This is a genomic window from Mucilaginibacter endophyticus, assembly GCF_003351025.1.
Lineage (GTDB): Bacteria > Bacteroidota > Bacteroidia > Sphingobacteriales > Sphingobacteriaceae > Mucilaginibacter > Mucilaginibacter endophyticus.
In genome coordinates, this window is record NZ_QPCG01000001.1 from 1,646,058 (window position 1) to 1,662,868 (window position 16,811).

Sequence of the window (16,811 nt, forward strand, 5' to 3'; positions counted from 1 at the left end):
AGCAGGAGGGGGTAGATGTATTAACGAAAGCAGCAATAAGCTGGCTGCTTTTTATAGCGGCTAACTTATTGCTGCGTTAAAAGAGAAAGTATGTTTTTATCAATATTTAAATGATTAAAAGCAGGTGATTATCAATCAAGTTTTACTGTGTTTTCATTGCGTAAAGCTTCGTTGAATTTTTCAAGTAGCTTGATATATTTGTCCATCCAGTAGTATATTGCATCAAGAGGGGCATCTTTTGCCTCATGAGTTTCAATATCTTTTTCGGCACTTTGTGAATTAAACCTCATGGCAAATTCATTCGGAAATTCTTTTGAAAAATCATGCTCTATAACAATGCCTATCTGGCAAATGATATCAAAGCTTAGCCTCTTGGTGTTAAACCAATTATACAGGGTTCGGCGGCTAACATTCAGTTTCCGGGCGATTTCACTTATTCCCATGTGGTCACGCCTCACAATTCGCTCTACAATTTTACCAAAATGTAAATCTTGAGTGTCATTAATACCAATAGATCTTTGATCATTATTGATATATGAGCTAACTGGGTAATAAACTTTGCTGTGCATAAGATTGGATTCGATTAGGTTGTCAATTTTTAGTTGGTTAGCATATGTAATTTAGGTTATATTAAATTGCAGGGTTACTTGCTGATATTTATGGCCATAAATATCCAGTTTGGTCTTTTCGAGTCATGATATATGTTTAGGTTGTCCATTGGTTTAATATTTCTTTCCCTACTTTTCTACCCCGGTAAACAAATTGTAATTTTTTTTGAAACTTTTGATTTGATGTTTACGTAATAAAAATATGTATACTTCCATTCTTATTTCAACCTATAAAAGGTCAAATTATACCTGTAAAAGGCGCTGATCGGTGGTTTTTAATACCTAACAGCTATAAAGTGTCTTTCGTCTATCCATTTTGTGCATTTTTTTTGTGAGTGATAGTTAAGTTATTAAACTGTTACAGATCGAATATATTCATACTTTATCCGTATTTCTTTAAGGTGTAAGTAATTTCAAAATAAGATAAAATACTGATTGTGCAATTGCAAAAGCCCATTAATTCGTAAGATTCACCAAATAGCTAAAAAGTTTTTTATAGGGCAATGAATAGCGAATAATTAAGCACTCGTACTCAAAGAATTGTATTAAATAATGATTGGTTTTTATAGTCAAACTGGAGTAACGTCAAAAAGTATCCCTGATAACTTTTTGCACTTGTTATTTTGAAGCTCGGGATATCCTATAATCCTAACTCGTCTTGAATTACCGCAGGCGGTTATCATTTCAACCTCAATGTCGAAAGGAGTTCCATACCTTAATGAATTTTTTAAAGCTGTTTTAATCAAAATTTGGCTTTTACCTTTTTTTACAAATCTCCAGGCTGCTTTTATATCGGGTACAAAATGATCGGGTAGTTCAAGAATGTTTTGTATGACCTTATCCCACTGGGTGGTATGCGTAATCATGTCCCTGGTCCAGGTGCCTATTTTCGAAAAGGTATCAGCCCTTTTTAAAAGTTTCGCGGCTCGTTCATTTTCTTTTTCAATAGCCTTAACTTTTGAAATATCTTCGGTATGTACACATAAACCGCTAACCGCCCCAGATTGATTGAACCACGGATAAATATTCCACTTTAACCAGCTGCGAACACCATTATTCTTTTTCAGTAACAAGCCATCGCACTGATAAATATTACCCTTTAAACAATGAAGATGTTGCTTTTCGCATTTCTTTTTTGTGTCGGGTAATATTTCATAAATACTTTTTCCTATGAAATTTATATCCTGAAGATTGTATTCAGCAACCCAGCTTTTTGAAGCAGCTATAAATTGCATCTCCGTATCAAACATAGCAATCGTTATCGGAGCATCATCAATCAGCGTTGTATAATGGTTAATGTTTTCTTTTTTAGGCTCATGAATTTCCTGATCTGCTAATTTTTCTTCCTGATATTTATGATAGCATGCCGAAAAATTTGACGGGTTGGAGAAGTTAAGCATTACTGCCATCTGGTTTTTATTGCAGCGCTTTTCCCGGATATACCTATCGGCTATCTCCATTTGGAGGTACCGGTAATAAGAAAAAATTGTTCTTCCGAAACTCTGCTTAAAATCCCGTTTTAGTTTTGACTCGGATACAAAATGTTTTTTTGCGAGGGCTGATATGCTTGGAAAGCCGGTAAACAGGTTTTCATTTAATGTTTTAGCAACATTTTCGAGTAGTTGATCATTTTGCGTTAAAAATTCCGGTAGCTCAATTGCTGTTTCTTCATCGGCATGGTGGTTGTTTAACGGGCTGATATCAGCCATATGCGCGTAAAACCCTTTTACTTTGCCATCCACATAGTCGGGGTGGTAAGTTACCCGCACGTTTTTGGCTTTACCTGAATAGAGGTGGATCACCTGGTCAAAAACCTGTATTTTACCATCCAATGCCGCATTGATGTATGGCGTTTGTGCATCAAATAAACTCCCTAAAATTTCTGAAAGGTGCGATTTATTGATCATATGGTCTGGTGTAATGCCAAACCAATCGGCCGTAGCTTTATTGGCATACCGGCAAATCAGGTTTTTATCCCAATAGGCAAGCATAGCCTCTGTGTGCTCCGACACGTTGAATGCAATCTCAAAAAAATCAGAATTCAGGTCAAAGGACATAAGATTCCCTCTTGAAAAATATTACTCATCGGCTTTGCCCATCTTTTAGGCAGATGAGTCTTTAGGTTATAATTTGCTTAAATCTGCAAATTATTATTGATAACATTAGATATTGGTAATATAAAAATTACAAAAATCAGTTGACCATGTGTTTATCGATCAGTTTTATATCGAGCTTTTCGTACTGCGAATTATTGCTGATATAGTCTGGCAGTATCGTTTTCATTTTCGAAACCATCAGATCAACCTCGTTATGCAGGTTAAGCTCCAACAGGTCTTTTATTAAATTGTTGATTTTAGTGTAACTAACGGGGATATTTTTTGAGATCTTAATATCCTTATTATATGTAGGTATAACCTCTTCCTCGGCATTCAATAGTTCTTCATATAGCTTTTCACCGGGGCGAAGACCAGTATAAACAATTTGTATGTCTTTTCCCGGTACAAGGCCGGCCATCTTGATCATATTGGCCGCCAGATCGGCAATTTTCACTGGTTCGCCCATATCAAACAAGAATATTTCGCCGCCTTTACCCATTACCTCTGCCTCAAGTACCAGTTGTACAGCTTCGGGTATTGTCATAAAATACCTTGTGATATCGGGATGGGTAACGGTAACAGGCCCTCCCTTTTCAATTTGAGCTTTAAAACGAGGGATAACAGAACCGTTGGAGCCGAGAACATTACCAAAACGGGTTGTTATAAACCTGGTTTGATTGCCTTTTGCAGGGTCGGTATTGAAAAAATGGTCCTCAAACAATAGGTTGTTTAACGATTGGATATACATTTCGGCAATACGTTTTGAAGCTCCCATGATATTGGTTGGGCGTACCGCTTTATCAGTTGATATCATTACAAATTTTTCAACCTGATATTCGATAGAGATGTCGGCCAAGTTTTTTGTGCCCCACACGTTGGTTAAGATAGCCTCGGTAGGATTGTTTTCCATCATGGGTACATGTTTATAAGCCGCCGCATGAAAAACTATTTGAGGCCTGTATGTAGTAAACAGTGTTTTTATCCGCCCTGTATTTTGAATATCGGCAACAAAAATCCGTGTGCGGTTACCGTAAAGACCATCTTCAATTTCCATTTGTATATCGTGCAGCGGGGTTTCGGCCCTATCGCATAATACTACAAACTCCGGGTTGTACATTAAAACCTGTCTTACCAGTTCTGATCCTATTGAACCGGCAGCACCGGTAATCAGGATGCGCTTACCCTTTATTTCGCCTAATATGTGCTCGTTACAGATCTTTATTGGCTTTCGCTCAAGCAGGTCTTCAATTTTTAGATCCTGAAACTGGTTTAAATTAGGTTTTCCGTTAATCCATTGATCTGATGAAGGTACAACAATAACCTTTATACCTAATTCAATACATTTTTCAACTGCTACTCTTTTTCCGTCGACTTTTATGTCTTCGGAGGTTATCAATAACGATTTAATATCAAAGCGTTTTTTTAGGCTTTCAATTGATTTGATTGGATAAACCCGCTTTTGTTCAATAATTTTTGATACCCGGTCAACACCATTGTCAATAAATCCCTGAACATTCAACATAAAACCTTTTTGAGCTTCAAGGGTATTTTTGATCAGGATAGACGGTTCATTTGAACCATAGATCAGCACGTTTTCTTTCTCAACTTTGTAGCTTGTGGCTTCAATAAATTTAAACACATCCTTGATAATAATACGCATGCACATCAGCATGGATGAGGTTATAAAAAAGTTGATCAGCAATACATCAATCAGTCCTTTCACATCTATTTTAAGGTAGAAGGAGAAGAACGCATGATAGAAAACGAGGAATGTAATATTGCTTGCCATCACTGTTATCAAAATCCTCATCATATCGCGGGTATTGGAATACCTGATAATACATGTATGAATTCTCATGATCATAAAAACCATCACCGCTGTGGCGCAGTAAAACATCATGTAATAAAGGCTGATGGGATCAAACTGAAGCCGGTTTTTAAAATATAAGGATGTCCATAATGATAACAAAACCACCATTAGGTCAATTACCAGGATCAGCCATCTTGAATGGAATTTTTCCTGGAACAGTAAATTTTTGAGGTATATCATAACTGGTTTATTTAGGTATTATCATTTAAGCGTATCTGTATAGTGGGAAAAAATCCACCTCGGTGGTTTCTTCGATACCTTTATCCTGTAAAAGCTTTTTGTATACTTCTGGGTTGGCAATATATCTCCAGGTTTGAAAGTCAAAATGGAGATCGGAGAAAGCACATTTCCAATCAAAAAGCTTGTCGTTTTTAAAACCAAGACCGCCACCCAGGTTGTAATATTTCATACCCTTTTCCCTTCCTATCTGGGTTATCGAATCGGCCAGGAATTTGGTTGGACTATGGTGCAGATATTCTGCGCGGGTACCTACCAGGTGAGCCTGTATAATGCCATTGGTAAATGCGATAATTGTACTTGCAATGGGGATCTCGTTATAGTAAACCGTTAATAAACGGGCTTCATATTCGGAGGTGTTTAATATTTCCGAAAAGTATTTTTCATTAAACAGGTAGTAGTTACTGGCGCCTACCCGTTTCATGTTTTCGGTATAAATTTCAACAAAGGTGCTTACTCCGGCGGCGTTGGTTTCATCCTCAACTCTGAAACCTCTTTTCCACGCATGTTTAATGGCATCCATGGTTGATTGCCTATACTTTTTACGCTGCTCTTCAAGGCTGAGTGAAAGGTCAAATACAACGGTTTTGCCGTTTTCATGAACGCCTCCAAATTTGTCAAGCAGTTTTTGTTGCTTATAAAAAGGGTGCAACCTTACAAAAACAGATACATACTTTTCATTTACAAGGAAATTGCTAAAAGCAGTTTTAAAGTTTTCCATCAGTGCCTCATCAATCTCATCGATTTTTTGATTTGAGAACGGGCCGGAAAACCCATATACGCAGGTAAGGTCACTGTAATCAGATCCGGGAATCCTTCGCTGCAGCAACGGGAAGCCTATATAGGTATCTGCCTCTTCATATACAAAAAGAACCGGATCACCTGCAGTTTCCAGCGAATGGTAATGCCATGTATGATAAAAATCGTATTCGGCCGAATTGCCCACGTAATAAATCCATTCCTCTTTGTTGAGGAGGGTAAGCATCTTGATCATTTGAATTAAAGTTTAGGATGGTGATATTAGGCCTCTTGATTTTGAAGATGTACAAATTTGCTTTTAGTGATATTCATGGTAATCAGGTCGTTTACTTTACCTGTAATTTCAAACCCAGCTTTTTCGTAAACTGATATTGCTGCAATATTGGCCGGGTGCACCTTTAAATAAATCTCATCCAGCTCCTTATTTAAAAAACCATACTTAATCATTTGTACGGTTGCCTGGTAACCGATTCCTTTACCCCAGTAAAGCTTATTGCCGATAAACAGGTGCAGTTCTGCGTGGCCATCGGCTATGTCTAATAGCTGGATATTACCTATATAGGTATTAAGCTCTTTAACACAAATTGCAAACCTGAGCTGATCAGGCCTGGTCAGTTTTTCGCGCAGCCAGGCTGTCTCTATTTCTGAACTGATGTAATGAGTTGGTTTATAACCTGTATAAACCCATATTAGCGGGTCGTTGCGCCAGGCGTAAGATGTGGACGCATCTTCTATTACAAGGGGGCGTATGTAAACTGAAATGGTCATAAAAAAAGTCTTAGAATATTTAACATATTGAACATATCCTGGAGGTCATAACGTTGGTCAATTGGGAGTGGCACGAGACACTGCGCGAGAAAATTTTCGGTAGTGTTTTTTTTAGTCCATTTAAATACATTAGGCCAATATGTAGCAACGTAGATTCTTTTTTGTATCAGGTGAACTTTCAGATGCTTATCGTTTGTTAAAAAGGGATAAACCATTGGTACCGTATGTTCATCAGTAGCATCAAACTTAAGCAGGTTGTATTCGGCAAGGTGCTTGTGCAAAAAGTTGAAATTTCGTTGCCGTACAAATACGCACTCATTGTAATTGATACTTGAAAGCATTTTACGGGTCAATAACGACATTGATCGGATCTCGTTATTCTCCAGGTCCTTATTGTTGTTAACGTAGTCGGAGTAGCCTGATTCTATGCCCGAATCAATGCTTTTTATCAGGTGCGAAAACCTGTGTGCCGAATTATCAACCGGAAGTTTTTTGGCAAGCTTTCTTTTAATGCTCAAATAAGCGCCATCAGGAACACCAAAAAACTTACGACAGGAATAAAACGTATCAACACCAGGAAGTGGTTCTGAAAAAAAAGCCTGCGAATTGTCAATTATAAGATTTTTGATTTTATGGCTAAGCTCCACTATTTTTTCCTGCTTTATCCCGAAGTAGTTGGTGTAAAGGAAGCTCGCATCCGGTTCAATTTCAAAATCAATGATGGGATCTAACTGTTTGTCAACGTGATAAAACTGATATTGAATATCTAATTTTACAATGGGCTCCAGTATAACGTCGCATGTAAAATAGGGAATATAAATTTTGTGATATTTTTTTTGCAGCAGTATGTACTCTAACGCGTTACGCCCTGTGTTTAAATGAACCAAATCGGGGTAATATTCGTTCCCTTTGGGCAATTCCAGCTCTAAATACCCACCTATGGGTTTTACAGCGGCCTTATTTTTTTGCATGACGGTAAATTGATTTTGAAAAATAAAGTTGTTATCCCTGGTCGCTTTTATACATCCTTAAATGGACCGGCTGGTAGTATTCATCAAGGTTTTCAGGAATTCGTGAATTGTACCCCAATACCTGCCGCTGATCGGCACTAAGCTTATCAATAAAATCATAACCTAACATCCTTGGGTAATCTATTTGCGGTTTAATAAACGGACGTGTAAAGCCCAGTGTTAATGCCCGGCGCTGTTTGATGGTTTTATTTTCGCCCGCGGCATGCCATATGTTAGAATCAAAGAGAATGATGCTCCCCTTGGGGGTTACTGCCCTCTCTGCAGCCTGGTAAAAATATGTTTCGTTAGGCTTGATGTCTGTTTTATGGGATCCCGATAAAAAATAGGTAGCCCCGTTTTCTTCAGTAAAATCATCAAGGGTAACTATCATCTGCACCAGTAGTTTGGTATCGCCCATAAAAGTGCGTACATCGCGGTGCATGTTGCTTACATAGGGATGCTGCTGCTGTGCATGCATTACAGCATTAAAGCCATTTAGTATATAGTTACCGCCTAAAAAATGAGCTATCTCATCGGCGCAATACATTTTTTCCATAAAAGGCAGGCTGAAATTGTCTTTTTCAACAAGGTGATGAAGCGTACCTGCCATGTTTGAACCAATGCCGTTTTTTTCCTGTATGGCCCGTCGTTTAACATATGCTTCTTTCAGATCCTCATTAATTTGTGCAACAAAATCGCTGTCTAACACATTCTCAAAAATTACCCATCCGTAATCACGTATCGCGACGCGGAAATCTTCGAAATGCCTGTCTCCGTAATTGACTCTATTTCTCATGTATCGTATTATTGATTTCCAGTAAATTAGTTTAACTCCATAATTTGCATCATCCTGGCGTTTACCTTATGCACGTCAAACTTTTCCCTGGCCAATGCCAGTCCGTTAAGTCCGAAACTGCTAATATCCTGATTGTTGGTTATGAAGTGCTCCATTTTGCGTACCAGCTCGGTTGTGTTTTTAACGGGGATTAAAAAGCCGTTGGCATTAGCAGATGTTTCTACCGTTTCCCGGCATCCAACCGAATCGCAGGTTATAATGGCGCGGGCCATAGCCATGGCTTCAAGCAAACAGCGGGGAATGCCCTCGCGGTAATATGAAGGCAACACAACAACCGATGAACTACTTAAATACGGCCTTACATCATCAACGGCTCCCAGGTAATCGATCACACTTCTGTGCTTTATCTCTTCAAATAAATCGGGGTGAATGGCATCAACATTGTCATCATAAGGGCCTATAAGCTTGAAGGTTACCTGTGGGTATTTTAAATACACGATTTGTGCGGCTTCAAAATACTCTTGGATCCCTTTAGCGTTGATGAGCCTGGATACCATGATAAAACTTATGTTATTAATATCCGGCTGAGTAGGGGTGTAGTGGTTTAAATCAACCCCCGAGCCGTTAACAACACTGGTTTGATGCTTTGCAGTTATTATTTTGGAATCAAGCAGGGTTTGAACATCATCTTTATTCTGAAATATGACAGACAAGCCGGGTCTGTTTCTGAGACTTAGCTTAAGCAGCGTACGGGTAATTTTGCTTATGGCAGTTGTGTTTCCGGCTACAAAGTTGTAACCCAGGCCCGAAAGCATAGGGGTTATTTTTTGTACGCCGGCCAGTTTTGCCGCAAGCGTTCCGTAAATAACGGGCTTAAGCGTGTAAGGGAAAAAAACATCCGGTTTTAGCTTTTTAATGAGCTTGTAAAGCCTGTATGCATATTGCAAATCGGATAAAACAGATACATTACTGCCGTTTAGCTTGTTTTCAAATACAATAATGTTTAGTAATTCAAGTTTTGCACGTTGATCGGCCGGTATGGTAGGAGTAAAAACATACACTGTATGTTCTTTTCGCATCAGTTCAACTAATTTGCCCCTGAAATCAATAAGCGACTTTGCTGAATCGCAGGCTATCAGCACTTTTTTGCTTGTCATAACAGTATAATAAGCAATGATTTAATTGAGATAAGGTTAATGCTGCTCAAGTGATCATGCACTAAGCAAAAGCGGCATTCTTAGTGTACAAGAACGGGTTCGGGCTGGATGTTATAGTACGTTTTATACCACGCTATAAATCGCTCTACCCCGGTAGGTACAGAAACTTCAGGTTTGTAACCAAGCATTTCATCTAAATTTGAAACATCAGCACAGGTTTCGGCAACATCGCCATCCTGCATTGGCATTAATGTTTTGATTGCTTTTTTATTTACCTGTTTCTCAATTTCGGTAACAAAGTCAAGCAGATTTACGGGCGCACCCCTGCCAATGTTGAATACCCGGAACGGAGCAGATGAAGTAGCCGGATCCGGTTTTTGAGCATTCCAGAGGTAATTGCGTTCTGCCGGTTGATCAATGGTATGAATAATACCGTTAACGATATCATCTACATAGGTGAAATCGCGCAGCATATTACCGTTGTTAAATACCTGGATAGGTTTACCTTCCAAAATTGCTTTGGTAAAAATGAACAAAGCCATATCCGGCCGGCCCCATGGCCCGTAAACTGTAAAAAAGCGTAATCCTGTGGTGCGCAGATTAAACAAATGGCTGTAAGTATGCGCCATCATTTCATTGGCTTTTTTTGATGCCGCGTATAGTGAAACCGGATGATCGGCAATTTCATGCTCGCTGAATGGCATTTTTTTGTTTAAACCGTACACACTTGACGAACTGGCGTAAACAAGGTGATCAATGCTGAAATGCCTGCAGCACTCCAGTATGTTCAGGAAGCCTTTGATATTCGAGTCTATGTAAACCTCTGGATTGGTAAGGCTGTAGCGTACCCCTGCCTGGGCTGCCAGGTTGCAAACCGCGTCAAACTTATGATCCCGAAATTGTTGTTCAAGGTTTTCCTTGTCGGTTATATCCAGTTTTACGAATGTGTAATTAGGATAGCTGGTGCTTACAACCGGTTTGTTATAAACAATATCAGATACTTTGATACCGGCATCCTGCAAGCGGGCGTGTTTTAGATTTACATCATAATAATCGTTAATGCTGTCGATACCAACAACGGTATCGCCACGCTTAAGCAATTTTTGGGTTAAATGATAGCCAATAAACCCCGCTGTGCCGGTGATTAAAATTTTCATAAATGAGTGAAATTAGGTTTAAATGAAGCCTTGTGAGAAAAGGCGATTGATTACTGGTTAATAGTAGCGCGAACGCTTAAGCAGGTTTCAGGTAGATGCCTGCATAAAAGAATAAGGAAAATGATAGGTAGATGCAATTAGATTTATCTGAGTAAAAAATGTACCAAATTGCGAGAGTTTTAAATGTGAACAGATAAATCTTACTTCATAGAATACGTGTATTTCCTTCCGTTTTTTAGCGGATCGCTATTGTCTGAAGTCGAGAAATACAATGTGTTGCCCCAGTGGCTAAATTGTCCCAAACCAAAATTACGAATGTCGTTATGGTTGGAGTGGGCCGGCCCAAGCTCAACGCCATTTTCAAAAAGCCTGAGTTTTGATACTGTTGGCGAGGTATTGGAATCACCAATTTCTGTCAGGTCGTAACCGATTTTGTAGCAAAAACCACTGTCTACTCTTAATCCTATTAAACTTATCGTTTTAATAGATTCATCTTGTGGTGCAACATTGGTAGTTGTAGGTACCGTTGGCATTGGCTGCGCTCCTTTTTTACAGCTGGTGGTAAAAGCCGCGATGGCTACAGTTGTTATTATAGGCAACACAACATTTCGGATGGATTTGATAATTGTTTTCATATTAATTTTATTTAGTTAGTTAAAGTTGTTGCGCTACTTGTATAGGTGGGGGAGGTTATACCAGAGCATTAAGTATTGACTTGATAAAAACTTCGGGGGTACGATCTTCTACATATTGCATTATTAGGTCTTTATTGTGCTTTTTAGTATTTAGGGCGGTGTTAATAGCTGTAGTTAACGAGTTAACATTATCGGCTTCGGCAAGGTAAATACCAGGAATTTCATCAATGCCCCCTGCGCAGTTGGTGCTTATCACTACAGGGTTCAGGATCATCATTTGTAATAATACATTCGGGAAACCTTCTTTTATTGATGATACCACACAGGCTTTGGCCTGTTTAAAATAAGGCATCGGGTTAGCTACCCAGCCTTTCAATATAACTCGGTCTGTTAATTTTAATTCACCGATCAGGTTTTCGAGAGTGCTTTGTTCCGGGCCTTCACCAAATATGAATAGTTTCAGATTTGGGCGGGCTGCCTTAATTTCATCAAAAGCCATAATCAATATATCAAAGCCCTTTTCGGGGATGAGCCGGCCGGCCGCGCAAATGAATTCGGCTTTTGCATCTGCTGCGGGGAGCGCTACTTTGGCTTTTATTAAATTTTGCTCAATATCTATTGGGTTTTTCTGAATGATTACCCTGTCTTTATCAATGTATGGAAGATGCTCAACAAATGTATCCCGCATGTTGGTGGTCTGGCATACTACCAGGTTTACACCTGGATAGCCAAACCAGTATGCTACTTTGTAGCTCCATTTTTTTATGCCACTGTACCGGGTTAAAACAGATGAACATTCTCTTACTATGAGTTTTGATTTTAAATACCCAATTCGCTTTAAAAAACCAAGATAGGCGTTTAAATAAGGGTGAGTACTAAAAACAATATGATCTGTACGGTAGGGGCTTAAGCTTTTGATCAACCCCGAAAAGCCGCTTAATATGCTGCCTGTACTTACATATTCGGCTTGCAGGTCATCAGGAATGCTTAAACCTCCGCTATCTGCTTTTTTTAAAAACAGCAAACCGGCATTGCTGGCACTGGCCGCTTGTAATAGTATATTTTCGGCCCCATTTGCCTGATCGGTTATTGAAACAAAAAGCAATTTTGGCTTCATCTCTGACATTAGTTATGCTTACTAAGGTTTTTGATTTTTCTGAACACTTTTTTAAACGGCCCCATGGCGCTAAATACTTTGCGTTTTCCGTCAACAACCAATAAACCGTCTTCAAAATTTATGGTGTGCAAGCCTTCATCATAAGGGGCCTGAGGTAGCAATTCAAATGCAGTGCGGTATTGAAAATCAGATTCGGTGATGGTGGTTATCTCATTGATCATTACCGACCCGCCATAGCACCTTTTGGGGTTTTGGCTTGGCATATAAAGTTTTTGCCCCACAATAAACAGGCGGCCGGCAGAACGACTTACATTTGAAGCTACCCTTATAGGGTTTTGTTTGTGAGCTTTAAACGGCGCGTCAAGCTTATCTGCATAAAACAAGTACAGTACGCCGTGTTGCCCCGACACGCTGGTAAAAAGCCAGTATTTGTCGTTGTAACGTATGATAGAGCTGTCAACAAATGCCTGGCCTTCTAACAGCACCCTTATTTTTTCAAATTTATATGGGTTATTCATATCAATTTGATACAACGAGACCTGTTTGGCTGTTGCTGTTTCCGGGATGCAATACAGCTGGTCGGCGTCTGTGAACATATAAGGGTATGAGAGGTGAATATCATCTTTCATGATACCATTTACTTTTTTCTTGTTCTTAAAATGCATGTCGTCCGTCATCATTATCTCGCCTCGTCCTTTCCAGAAATTGAGCTCCTCATAGTAGAGGTGCACACGGCCGTTTATATTTGCTGTGAAAGGATCGGCGGCATAATCTGCCTTGTCTTCTAACAACCAGTTAATTTTGCCGTTTAGCTGTTTAGTAAGGATTAGGTTTTCAGGAGATTGTAAGATGTAACCTATGTTCCATTTATCATAGCTGAATAATTTATGAATAATAGAATTAAGTGCAGAGAGAAGATCTTTCATAGTCGGAATACTTTTTTTAGAAATGACAGGAGTGTGAGTGATATAGGCAGATAGTCGGTTTCTTGTAGCAGGCTTCCACCAAAACTATCTTTGAATTTGTTTATTTTTAAAAGCTCATTATCTGAAGTGTTGTAGGCATAACCGCCCAGATCATAAATTTTAAAGCCCTGCTGTTTAAAAAAACGAATATCTTCAAAATGCAGCAACCGGTTTGCCCTGCCTATAACCGCCCTCAACTGGCTATCGTTTTCATTTCTGAACAACGATGCTGAATGCAAAAGCCTTACCCGTTGAGAGCCATTATCACGGATGTAGGCATGCATAACAACGTCCTGATCCTGGTAAACGGCCTTAGTAATAAATACGTGAGGTTTGTATTTATAAAAACTTTTGTTAAGGTTTTTCAATCCTTTGGTAACAGCGAAAGCGTTGTAAAAATCAATGAACTTTTTAACGCTGGTACCCATTACGGTAGCTACGCCATCTTTTACAGCCCGGCGTATCTCATAATTAGTGTTTTTATCAAAGTTGGCTTCGATGGCAGGTAAAGGTTCGTTAATGTCGATAACTTTGGTGTAAAAATCTTCCCTGCGATACCCCGGAACTTCTTCATTGCTTTTACTTTGTTTATAATACTTTAAAAGGCATCCCCATAAATTAGGTTTAGCAGCAAACCATACAACTGTATAGGGGACTATCCGCATAGCGCGGTTGTTAATCTGGATCATAGGGTCAGTAAATTTTAAGCTACCTGGTAAGTTGATATTGGGTTTAAACTTTGATTTTTGAGCCATTGGGTAAACACAAGCAATTTCCAGATCTGCGTGGCCCTGTTCCATTTACCGCTCATGTGGTCATTTATCATGTCAAATGACTTTTGCACGTTAATGCCCGGGATATTCTTTAACTCATTTATAGAAAGATTATCCATAACATGATCTTTCAGTTCGTTTTTAAACCAGTGGTTGAGCGGCATTGTGAAACCCGATTTTGGCCTGTCAAATAGTTGTGCCGGTGCGTACTGGTATAAAATATCTTTCAGGATCCGTTTTTGTACGCCATATTTAAATTTATAGCTATCGGGCAGGTTTTGGGCAAAGGAAACTACACGGTGGTCCATCAGTGGTGCCCTTGCTTCTAATGAAAAGGCCATCGTACCGCGGTCAACCTTAGTGTTTATGTCGCCGTTTAAATAGGTCTTGGTATCAAACGCTGATAGTTTCTGAAGAACACTTGTTGATTTTGACGACCAGATATCCATGAATGGTACCTGCAGGCCGGTGCCTGGGTTTTCGAGCCAGGAGTATTCAAGCCCGCCGAGCATAAGCCCGTAAAGTGATTTTATTTCCGGGTTGCAAATACCAAGGGCAATTAGTTTATGCCGGTAGTTAGGTGAAATACTGATGATATCTGCCAGTCTTTTACGCACTGGCAGCGGGCATTTAAATAGCTGGTCAACCATGCTAAACCATTTGTAACGACTGTAGCCTAAAAAGCTTTCATCTCCACCATCCCCGCTTAAAACTACAGTAACATGTTTTTTGGTGTATTTGCTTAACAGCAGAGTAGGGATGGCACTTGAATCGGCAAAAGGTTCATCGTAATACCTGCCAAAGCTTTCAATTAGTTCAAGTCCTTCTTCTTTGTTGCATTCTATAGTGTGATGATCTGTTTGCAGGTGTGCCGCGATTTTTTGTGCAAATACACTTTCATCGAAACCTTTTTCCCTGAATTTTATGCAGAATGTTTTTACGTTTTTAAAGCTTTTCGCGGCAAGCGAAGCAACCAATGATGAGTCGATACCGCCCGAAAGATAAACACCCAGTGGTACATCGGCGTGCATGCGGATGTCGACCGCATTGGTTATTAGCCGGGTTAAATCAGCCTGGGCTTCCTGGTATGAACCTTCATAATGCTCAGCGTGCACTAAATCCAGTTCCCAGTATTTTTTAACCCGGAAAGTGCCGTTATTGCAATCGAAACAAAAGGAATGTCCTGCCTCTAATTTTTTTATTTCGTTCCAGGCCGATTTGGGCTCAGGTACATAGCCCCATATAAAGTATTCATTAATAGCTTGTTCGTTAAGTGTGACATCGCGGCCTACACATATTTGCGATGGCTGACTGGCAAATTCAAAATCGAGGCCGCAATGTGCATAGTAAAATGGTTTTTTGCCAAGCCTGTCACGCGCGCCAAAAAGCTGACGGGTGTTGGTATCATAAATTGCAAAGGCAAACATGCCATTGAAATGATTAACGCAGTTTTCGCCATATTCAAGAAAGGCGGCGGTAATTACTTCGGTGTCCGAATCGGTTGTAAACCTGTAACCTAATGCGGTTAGTTTTACCCTTAAGGTTTTGTAATTGTAGATTTCGCCATTAAAAACAATTTTAAGATGATTGTAGGTAAATGGTTGATCTGAACGGTGATCCAGATCTACAATAGCCAAACGGTTATGGCCTAAAGTAATTGGTCCGCTGTGCTCAAATCCGGAGTAATCGGGCCCTCTGAAATCTGCCCGGGCTAATTTCTGAAATATGACGCCATCGTCATACCTTGCAGTTGATCCATAAATGCCGCACATACAAAAAGGTAATAGGTTAATAAGTTTGTTAATTAGCAAGTAGTGTTTCGTATGCCAGGCCTATTTTGTTAAGCCCAAAGCGTTCTGTGATATCCGCCTTGATATTAGGATGTTGCCATGTTTGATTGCACGCGCGGATAATTTGTTGTTGTAATGTGCGAAGGTCGTTTTGTTCGGCTATAAATCCGTTAAAGCCTTCTCTTATCAGTTCATTAACTCCGCCAACCCTGAAAGTAACAACCGGAACTCCAACAGATAAAGCTTCAAGTACCACATTAGGGAAACCTTCTGTAAAGGAGCTTAAAACCAGTAAATCATGTTTAGATATAACTTCAGCAACGTTTTTGATCTCGCCGATAAATGTTACGCGTTCGTTGAGCCCGTTATTTATTACCTCTTCTTTTAAAGTATTCATAAGCGGGCCATCGCCGGCTATAGTTAAAACATAATTTTGAGGTAACGCTTTCATAACCTCCAGCAAACGAAATACCCCTTTTTCTTTGATCAGGCGATTAACCGCAATAAGCCTTTTCTGATCAGAAATTTGAGTTTGGGGTTTCAGAACGTTCGTTATAATAACCGGGTTATGGATAACTATAAGTCTGTTTAGGTTGATGTTATAGAGCCGGGCGACAGATTGTTTCATCTCTTCCGACTGGCAAACTATAGTGTTAAAGCGTACAAACAGAAACCTTGAAAAGTAATTGTAAAAGCGGGCTTTAAAGCCGTAATACTGTCTCATTTGCTGTGGGTTGTTTGATGCCCTGGCTATTAATTGAGGTACTTTTACAAATATCGAAACAAAAGCTACCAGGATATTGATATGATCGGTAGTAGAGAAAACCGCGTATGGTTTTTCATCTTTCAGCAGTTTACGAAGTTTAAAAAATGAACGTGAAGCTTTTACTGTTTTCAGGTCCAAAAACCTGATGCCTGCTATTTCTGTCGAGAAACTGCATATATCTCCATTCAGAAGCACTACCACCACTTCATAATCAGGTTTGTTGAAATATTGAGATAGTAGCCAGTAAACGCGCTCGGAACCACCTGCGCCAAGTGAACTAAGGACGAGGAAAATCTTCTTTCTCATT

The 16,811-nt window shown here is 39.5% G+C and carries 15 protein-coding genes; all 15 read right to left on the reverse strand.

What is annotated here, in order from left to right:
• Nucleotides 1-131: 131 nt before the first annotated feature.
• The 15 genes from DUL71_RS06750 to DUL71_RS06820 all read right to left on the reverse strand — a co-directional run bounded on the left by DUL71_RS06750 (nucleotide 132) and on the right by DUL71_RS06820 (nucleotide 16,810).
• On the reverse strand, nucleotides 132-569 hold the full coding sequence (locus tag DUL71_RS06750) for a helix-turn-helix domain-containing protein (protein ID WP_112574304.1): 438 nt from the start codon (nucleotides 567-569) through the stop codon (nucleotides 132-134).
• 608 nt (nucleotides 570-1,177) lie between these two features.
• A complete protein-coding gene (locus DUL71_RS06755) occupies nucleotides 1,178-2,620 on the reverse strand; it encodes a PAS domain-containing protein (protein WP_161964386.1) in 1,443 nt (480 codons plus the stop codon).
• A gap of 181 nt (nucleotides 2,621-2,801) precedes the next feature.
• Nucleotides 2,802-4,754 (reverse strand): polysaccharide biosynthesis protein, encoded by a 1,953-nt coding sequence (locus DUL71_RS06760; protein WP_114937300.1) that lies wholly within the window; start codon nucleotides 4,752-4,754, stop codon nucleotides 2,802-2,804.
• A 25-nt stretch (nucleotides 4,755-4,779) separates the two neighbouring features.
• Nucleotides 4,780-5,805, reverse strand: a complete 1,026-nt coding sequence (locus tag DUL71_RS06765; protein ID WP_114937301.1) for a GNAT family N-acetyltransferase — start codon at nucleotides 5,803-5,805, stop codon at nucleotides 4,780-4,782.
• A gap of 26 nt (nucleotides 5,806-5,831) precedes the next feature.
• Nucleotides 5,832-6,338 carry a GNAT family N-acetyltransferase gene (locus DUL71_RS06770; RefSeq protein ID WP_114937302.1) on the reverse strand — a complete coding sequence of 169 codons (507 nt, stop codon included), beginning with the start codon at nucleotides 6,336-6,338 and terminating at the stop codon, nucleotides 5,832-5,834.
• Nucleotides 6,335-7,309: a hypothetical protein gene (locus tag DUL71_RS06775; RefSeq protein WP_114937303.1), complete on the reverse strand. Its 975-nt coding sequence runs from the start codon at nucleotides 7,307-7,309 to the stop codon at nucleotides 6,335-6,337. Before DUL71_RS06775 ends, DUL71_RS06770 begins: the two co-directional genes overlap by 4 nt.
• Nucleotides 7,310-7,340: 31 nt before the next feature.
• Entirely contained in the window at nucleotides 7,341-8,144 is an 804-nt protein-coding gene (locus DUL71_RS06780) for a phytanoyl-CoA dioxygenase family protein (RefSeq protein WP_114937304.1), read from the reverse strand.
• 26 nt (nucleotides 8,145-8,170) lie between these two features.
• On the reverse strand, nucleotides 8,171-9,301 hold the full coding sequence (locus DUL71_RS06785) for a glycosyltransferase family 4 protein (RefSeq protein ID WP_114937305.1): 1,131 nt from the start codon (nucleotides 9,299-9,301) through the stop codon (nucleotides 8,171-8,173).
• An 80-nt stretch (nucleotides 9,302-9,381) separates the two neighbouring features.
• On the reverse strand, nucleotides 9,382-10,458 hold the full coding sequence (locus DUL71_RS06790) for an NAD-dependent epimerase (RefSeq protein WP_114937306.1): 1,077 nt from the start codon (nucleotides 10,456-10,458) through the stop codon (nucleotides 9,382-9,384).
• 200 nt (nucleotides 10,459-10,658) lie between these two features.
• Nucleotides 10,659-11,093 (reverse strand): hypothetical protein, encoded by a 435-nt coding sequence (locus tag DUL71_RS06795; protein ID WP_114937307.1) that lies wholly within the window; start codon nucleotides 11,091-11,093, stop codon nucleotides 10,659-10,661.
• 55 nt (nucleotides 11,094-11,148) lie between these two features.
• Nucleotides 11,149-12,210 carry a glycosyltransferase gene (locus tag DUL71_RS06800; RefSeq protein ID WP_161964387.1) on the reverse strand — a complete coding sequence of 354 codons (1,062 nt, stop codon included), beginning with the start codon at nucleotides 12,208-12,210 and terminating at the stop codon, nucleotides 11,149-11,151.
• A gap of 8 nt (nucleotides 12,211-12,218) precedes the next feature.
• Nucleotides 12,219-13,136, reverse strand: coding sequence for a glucosamine inositolphosphorylceramide transferase family protein (locus tag DUL71_RS06805; protein ID WP_114937309.1), 918 nt, complete (start codon nucleotides 13,134-13,136; stop codon nucleotides 12,219-12,221).
• Complete coding sequence (locus DUL71_RS06810; protein ID WP_154402333.1) at nucleotides 13,133-13,864, reverse strand: hypothetical protein; 732 nt, start codon at nucleotides 13,862-13,864, stop codon at nucleotides 13,133-13,135. Before DUL71_RS06810 ends, DUL71_RS06805 begins: the two co-directional genes overlap by 4 nt.
• Nucleotides 13,865-13,878: 14 nt before the next feature.
• Nucleotides 13,879-15,720: an asparagine synthase (glutamine-hydrolyzing) gene (gene asnB, locus DUL71_RS06815; RefSeq protein WP_114937311.1), complete on the reverse strand. Its 1,842-nt coding sequence runs from the start codon at nucleotides 15,718-15,720 to the stop codon at nucleotides 13,879-13,881.
• A 28-nt stretch (nucleotides 15,721-15,748) separates the two neighbouring features.
• Nucleotides 15,749-16,810, reverse strand: a complete 1,062-nt coding sequence (locus tag DUL71_RS06820) for a glycosyltransferase (protein ID WP_114937312.1) — start codon at nucleotides 16,808-16,810, stop codon at nucleotides 15,749-15,751.
• Nucleotide 16,811: the final 1 nt, after the last annotated feature.

What these genes read in the sequence shown, in the direction of transcription:
- DUL71_RS06750 (WP_112574304.1), bottom strand. Translation starts at nt 569, where the DNA reads ATGCACAGCAAAGTTTATTACCCAGTTAGCTCATATATCAATAATGAT.
- DUL71_RS06760 (WP_114937300.1), bottom strand. Translation starts at nt 4,754, where the DNA reads ATGATATACCTCAAAAATTTACTGTTCCAGGAAAAATTCCATTCAAGA.
- DUL71_RS06765 (WP_114937301.1), bottom strand. Translation starts at nt 5,805, where the DNA reads ATGATCAAGATGCTTACCCTCCTCAACAAAGAGGAATGGATTTATTAC.
- DUL71_RS06770 (WP_114937302.1), bottom strand. Translation starts at nt 6,338, where the DNA reads ATGACCATTTCAGTTTACATACGCCCCCTTGTAATAGAAGATGCGTCC.
- DUL71_RS06775 (WP_114937303.1), bottom strand. Translation starts at nt 7,309, where the DNA reads ATGCAAAAAAATAAGGCCGCTGTAAAACCCATAGGTGGGTATTTAGAG.
- DUL71_RS06780 (WP_114937304.1), bottom strand. Translation starts at nt 8,144, where the DNA reads ATGAGAAATAGAGTCAATTACGGAGACAGGCATTTCGAAGATTTCCGC.
- DUL71_RS06785 (WP_114937305.1), bottom strand. Translation starts at nt 9,301, where the DNA reads ATGACAAGCAAAAAAGTGCTGATAGCCTGCGATTCAGCAAAGTCGCTT.
- DUL71_RS06790 (WP_114937306.1), bottom strand. Translation starts at nt 10,458, where the DNA reads ATGAAAATTTTAATCACCGGCACAGCGGGGTTTATTGGCTATCATTTA.
- DUL71_RS06795 (WP_114937307.1), bottom strand. Translation starts at nt 11,093, where the DNA reads ATGAAAACAATTATCAAATCCATCCGAAATGTTGTGTTGCCTATAATA.
- DUL71_RS06800 (WP_161964387.1), bottom strand. Translation starts at nt 12,210, where the DNA reads ATGAAGCCAAAATTGCTTTTTGTTTCAATAACCGATCAGGCAAATGGG.
- DUL71_RS06805 (WP_114937309.1), bottom strand. Translation starts at nt 13,136, where the DNA reads ATGAAAGATCTTCTCTCTGCACTTAATTCTATTATTCATAAATTATTC.
- DUL71_RS06810 (WP_154402333.1), bottom strand. Translation starts at nt 13,864, where the DNA reads ATGATCCAGATTAACAACCGCGCTATGCGGATAGTCCCCTATACAGTT.
- asnB (WP_114937311.1), bottom strand. Translation starts at nt 15,720, where the DNA reads ATGTGCGGCATTTATGGATCAACTGCAAGGTATGACGATGGCGTCATA.
- DUL71_RS06820 (WP_114937312.1), bottom strand. Translation starts at nt 16,810, where the DNA reads ATGAGAAAGAAGATTTTCCTCGTCCTTAGTTCACTTGGCGCAGGTGGT.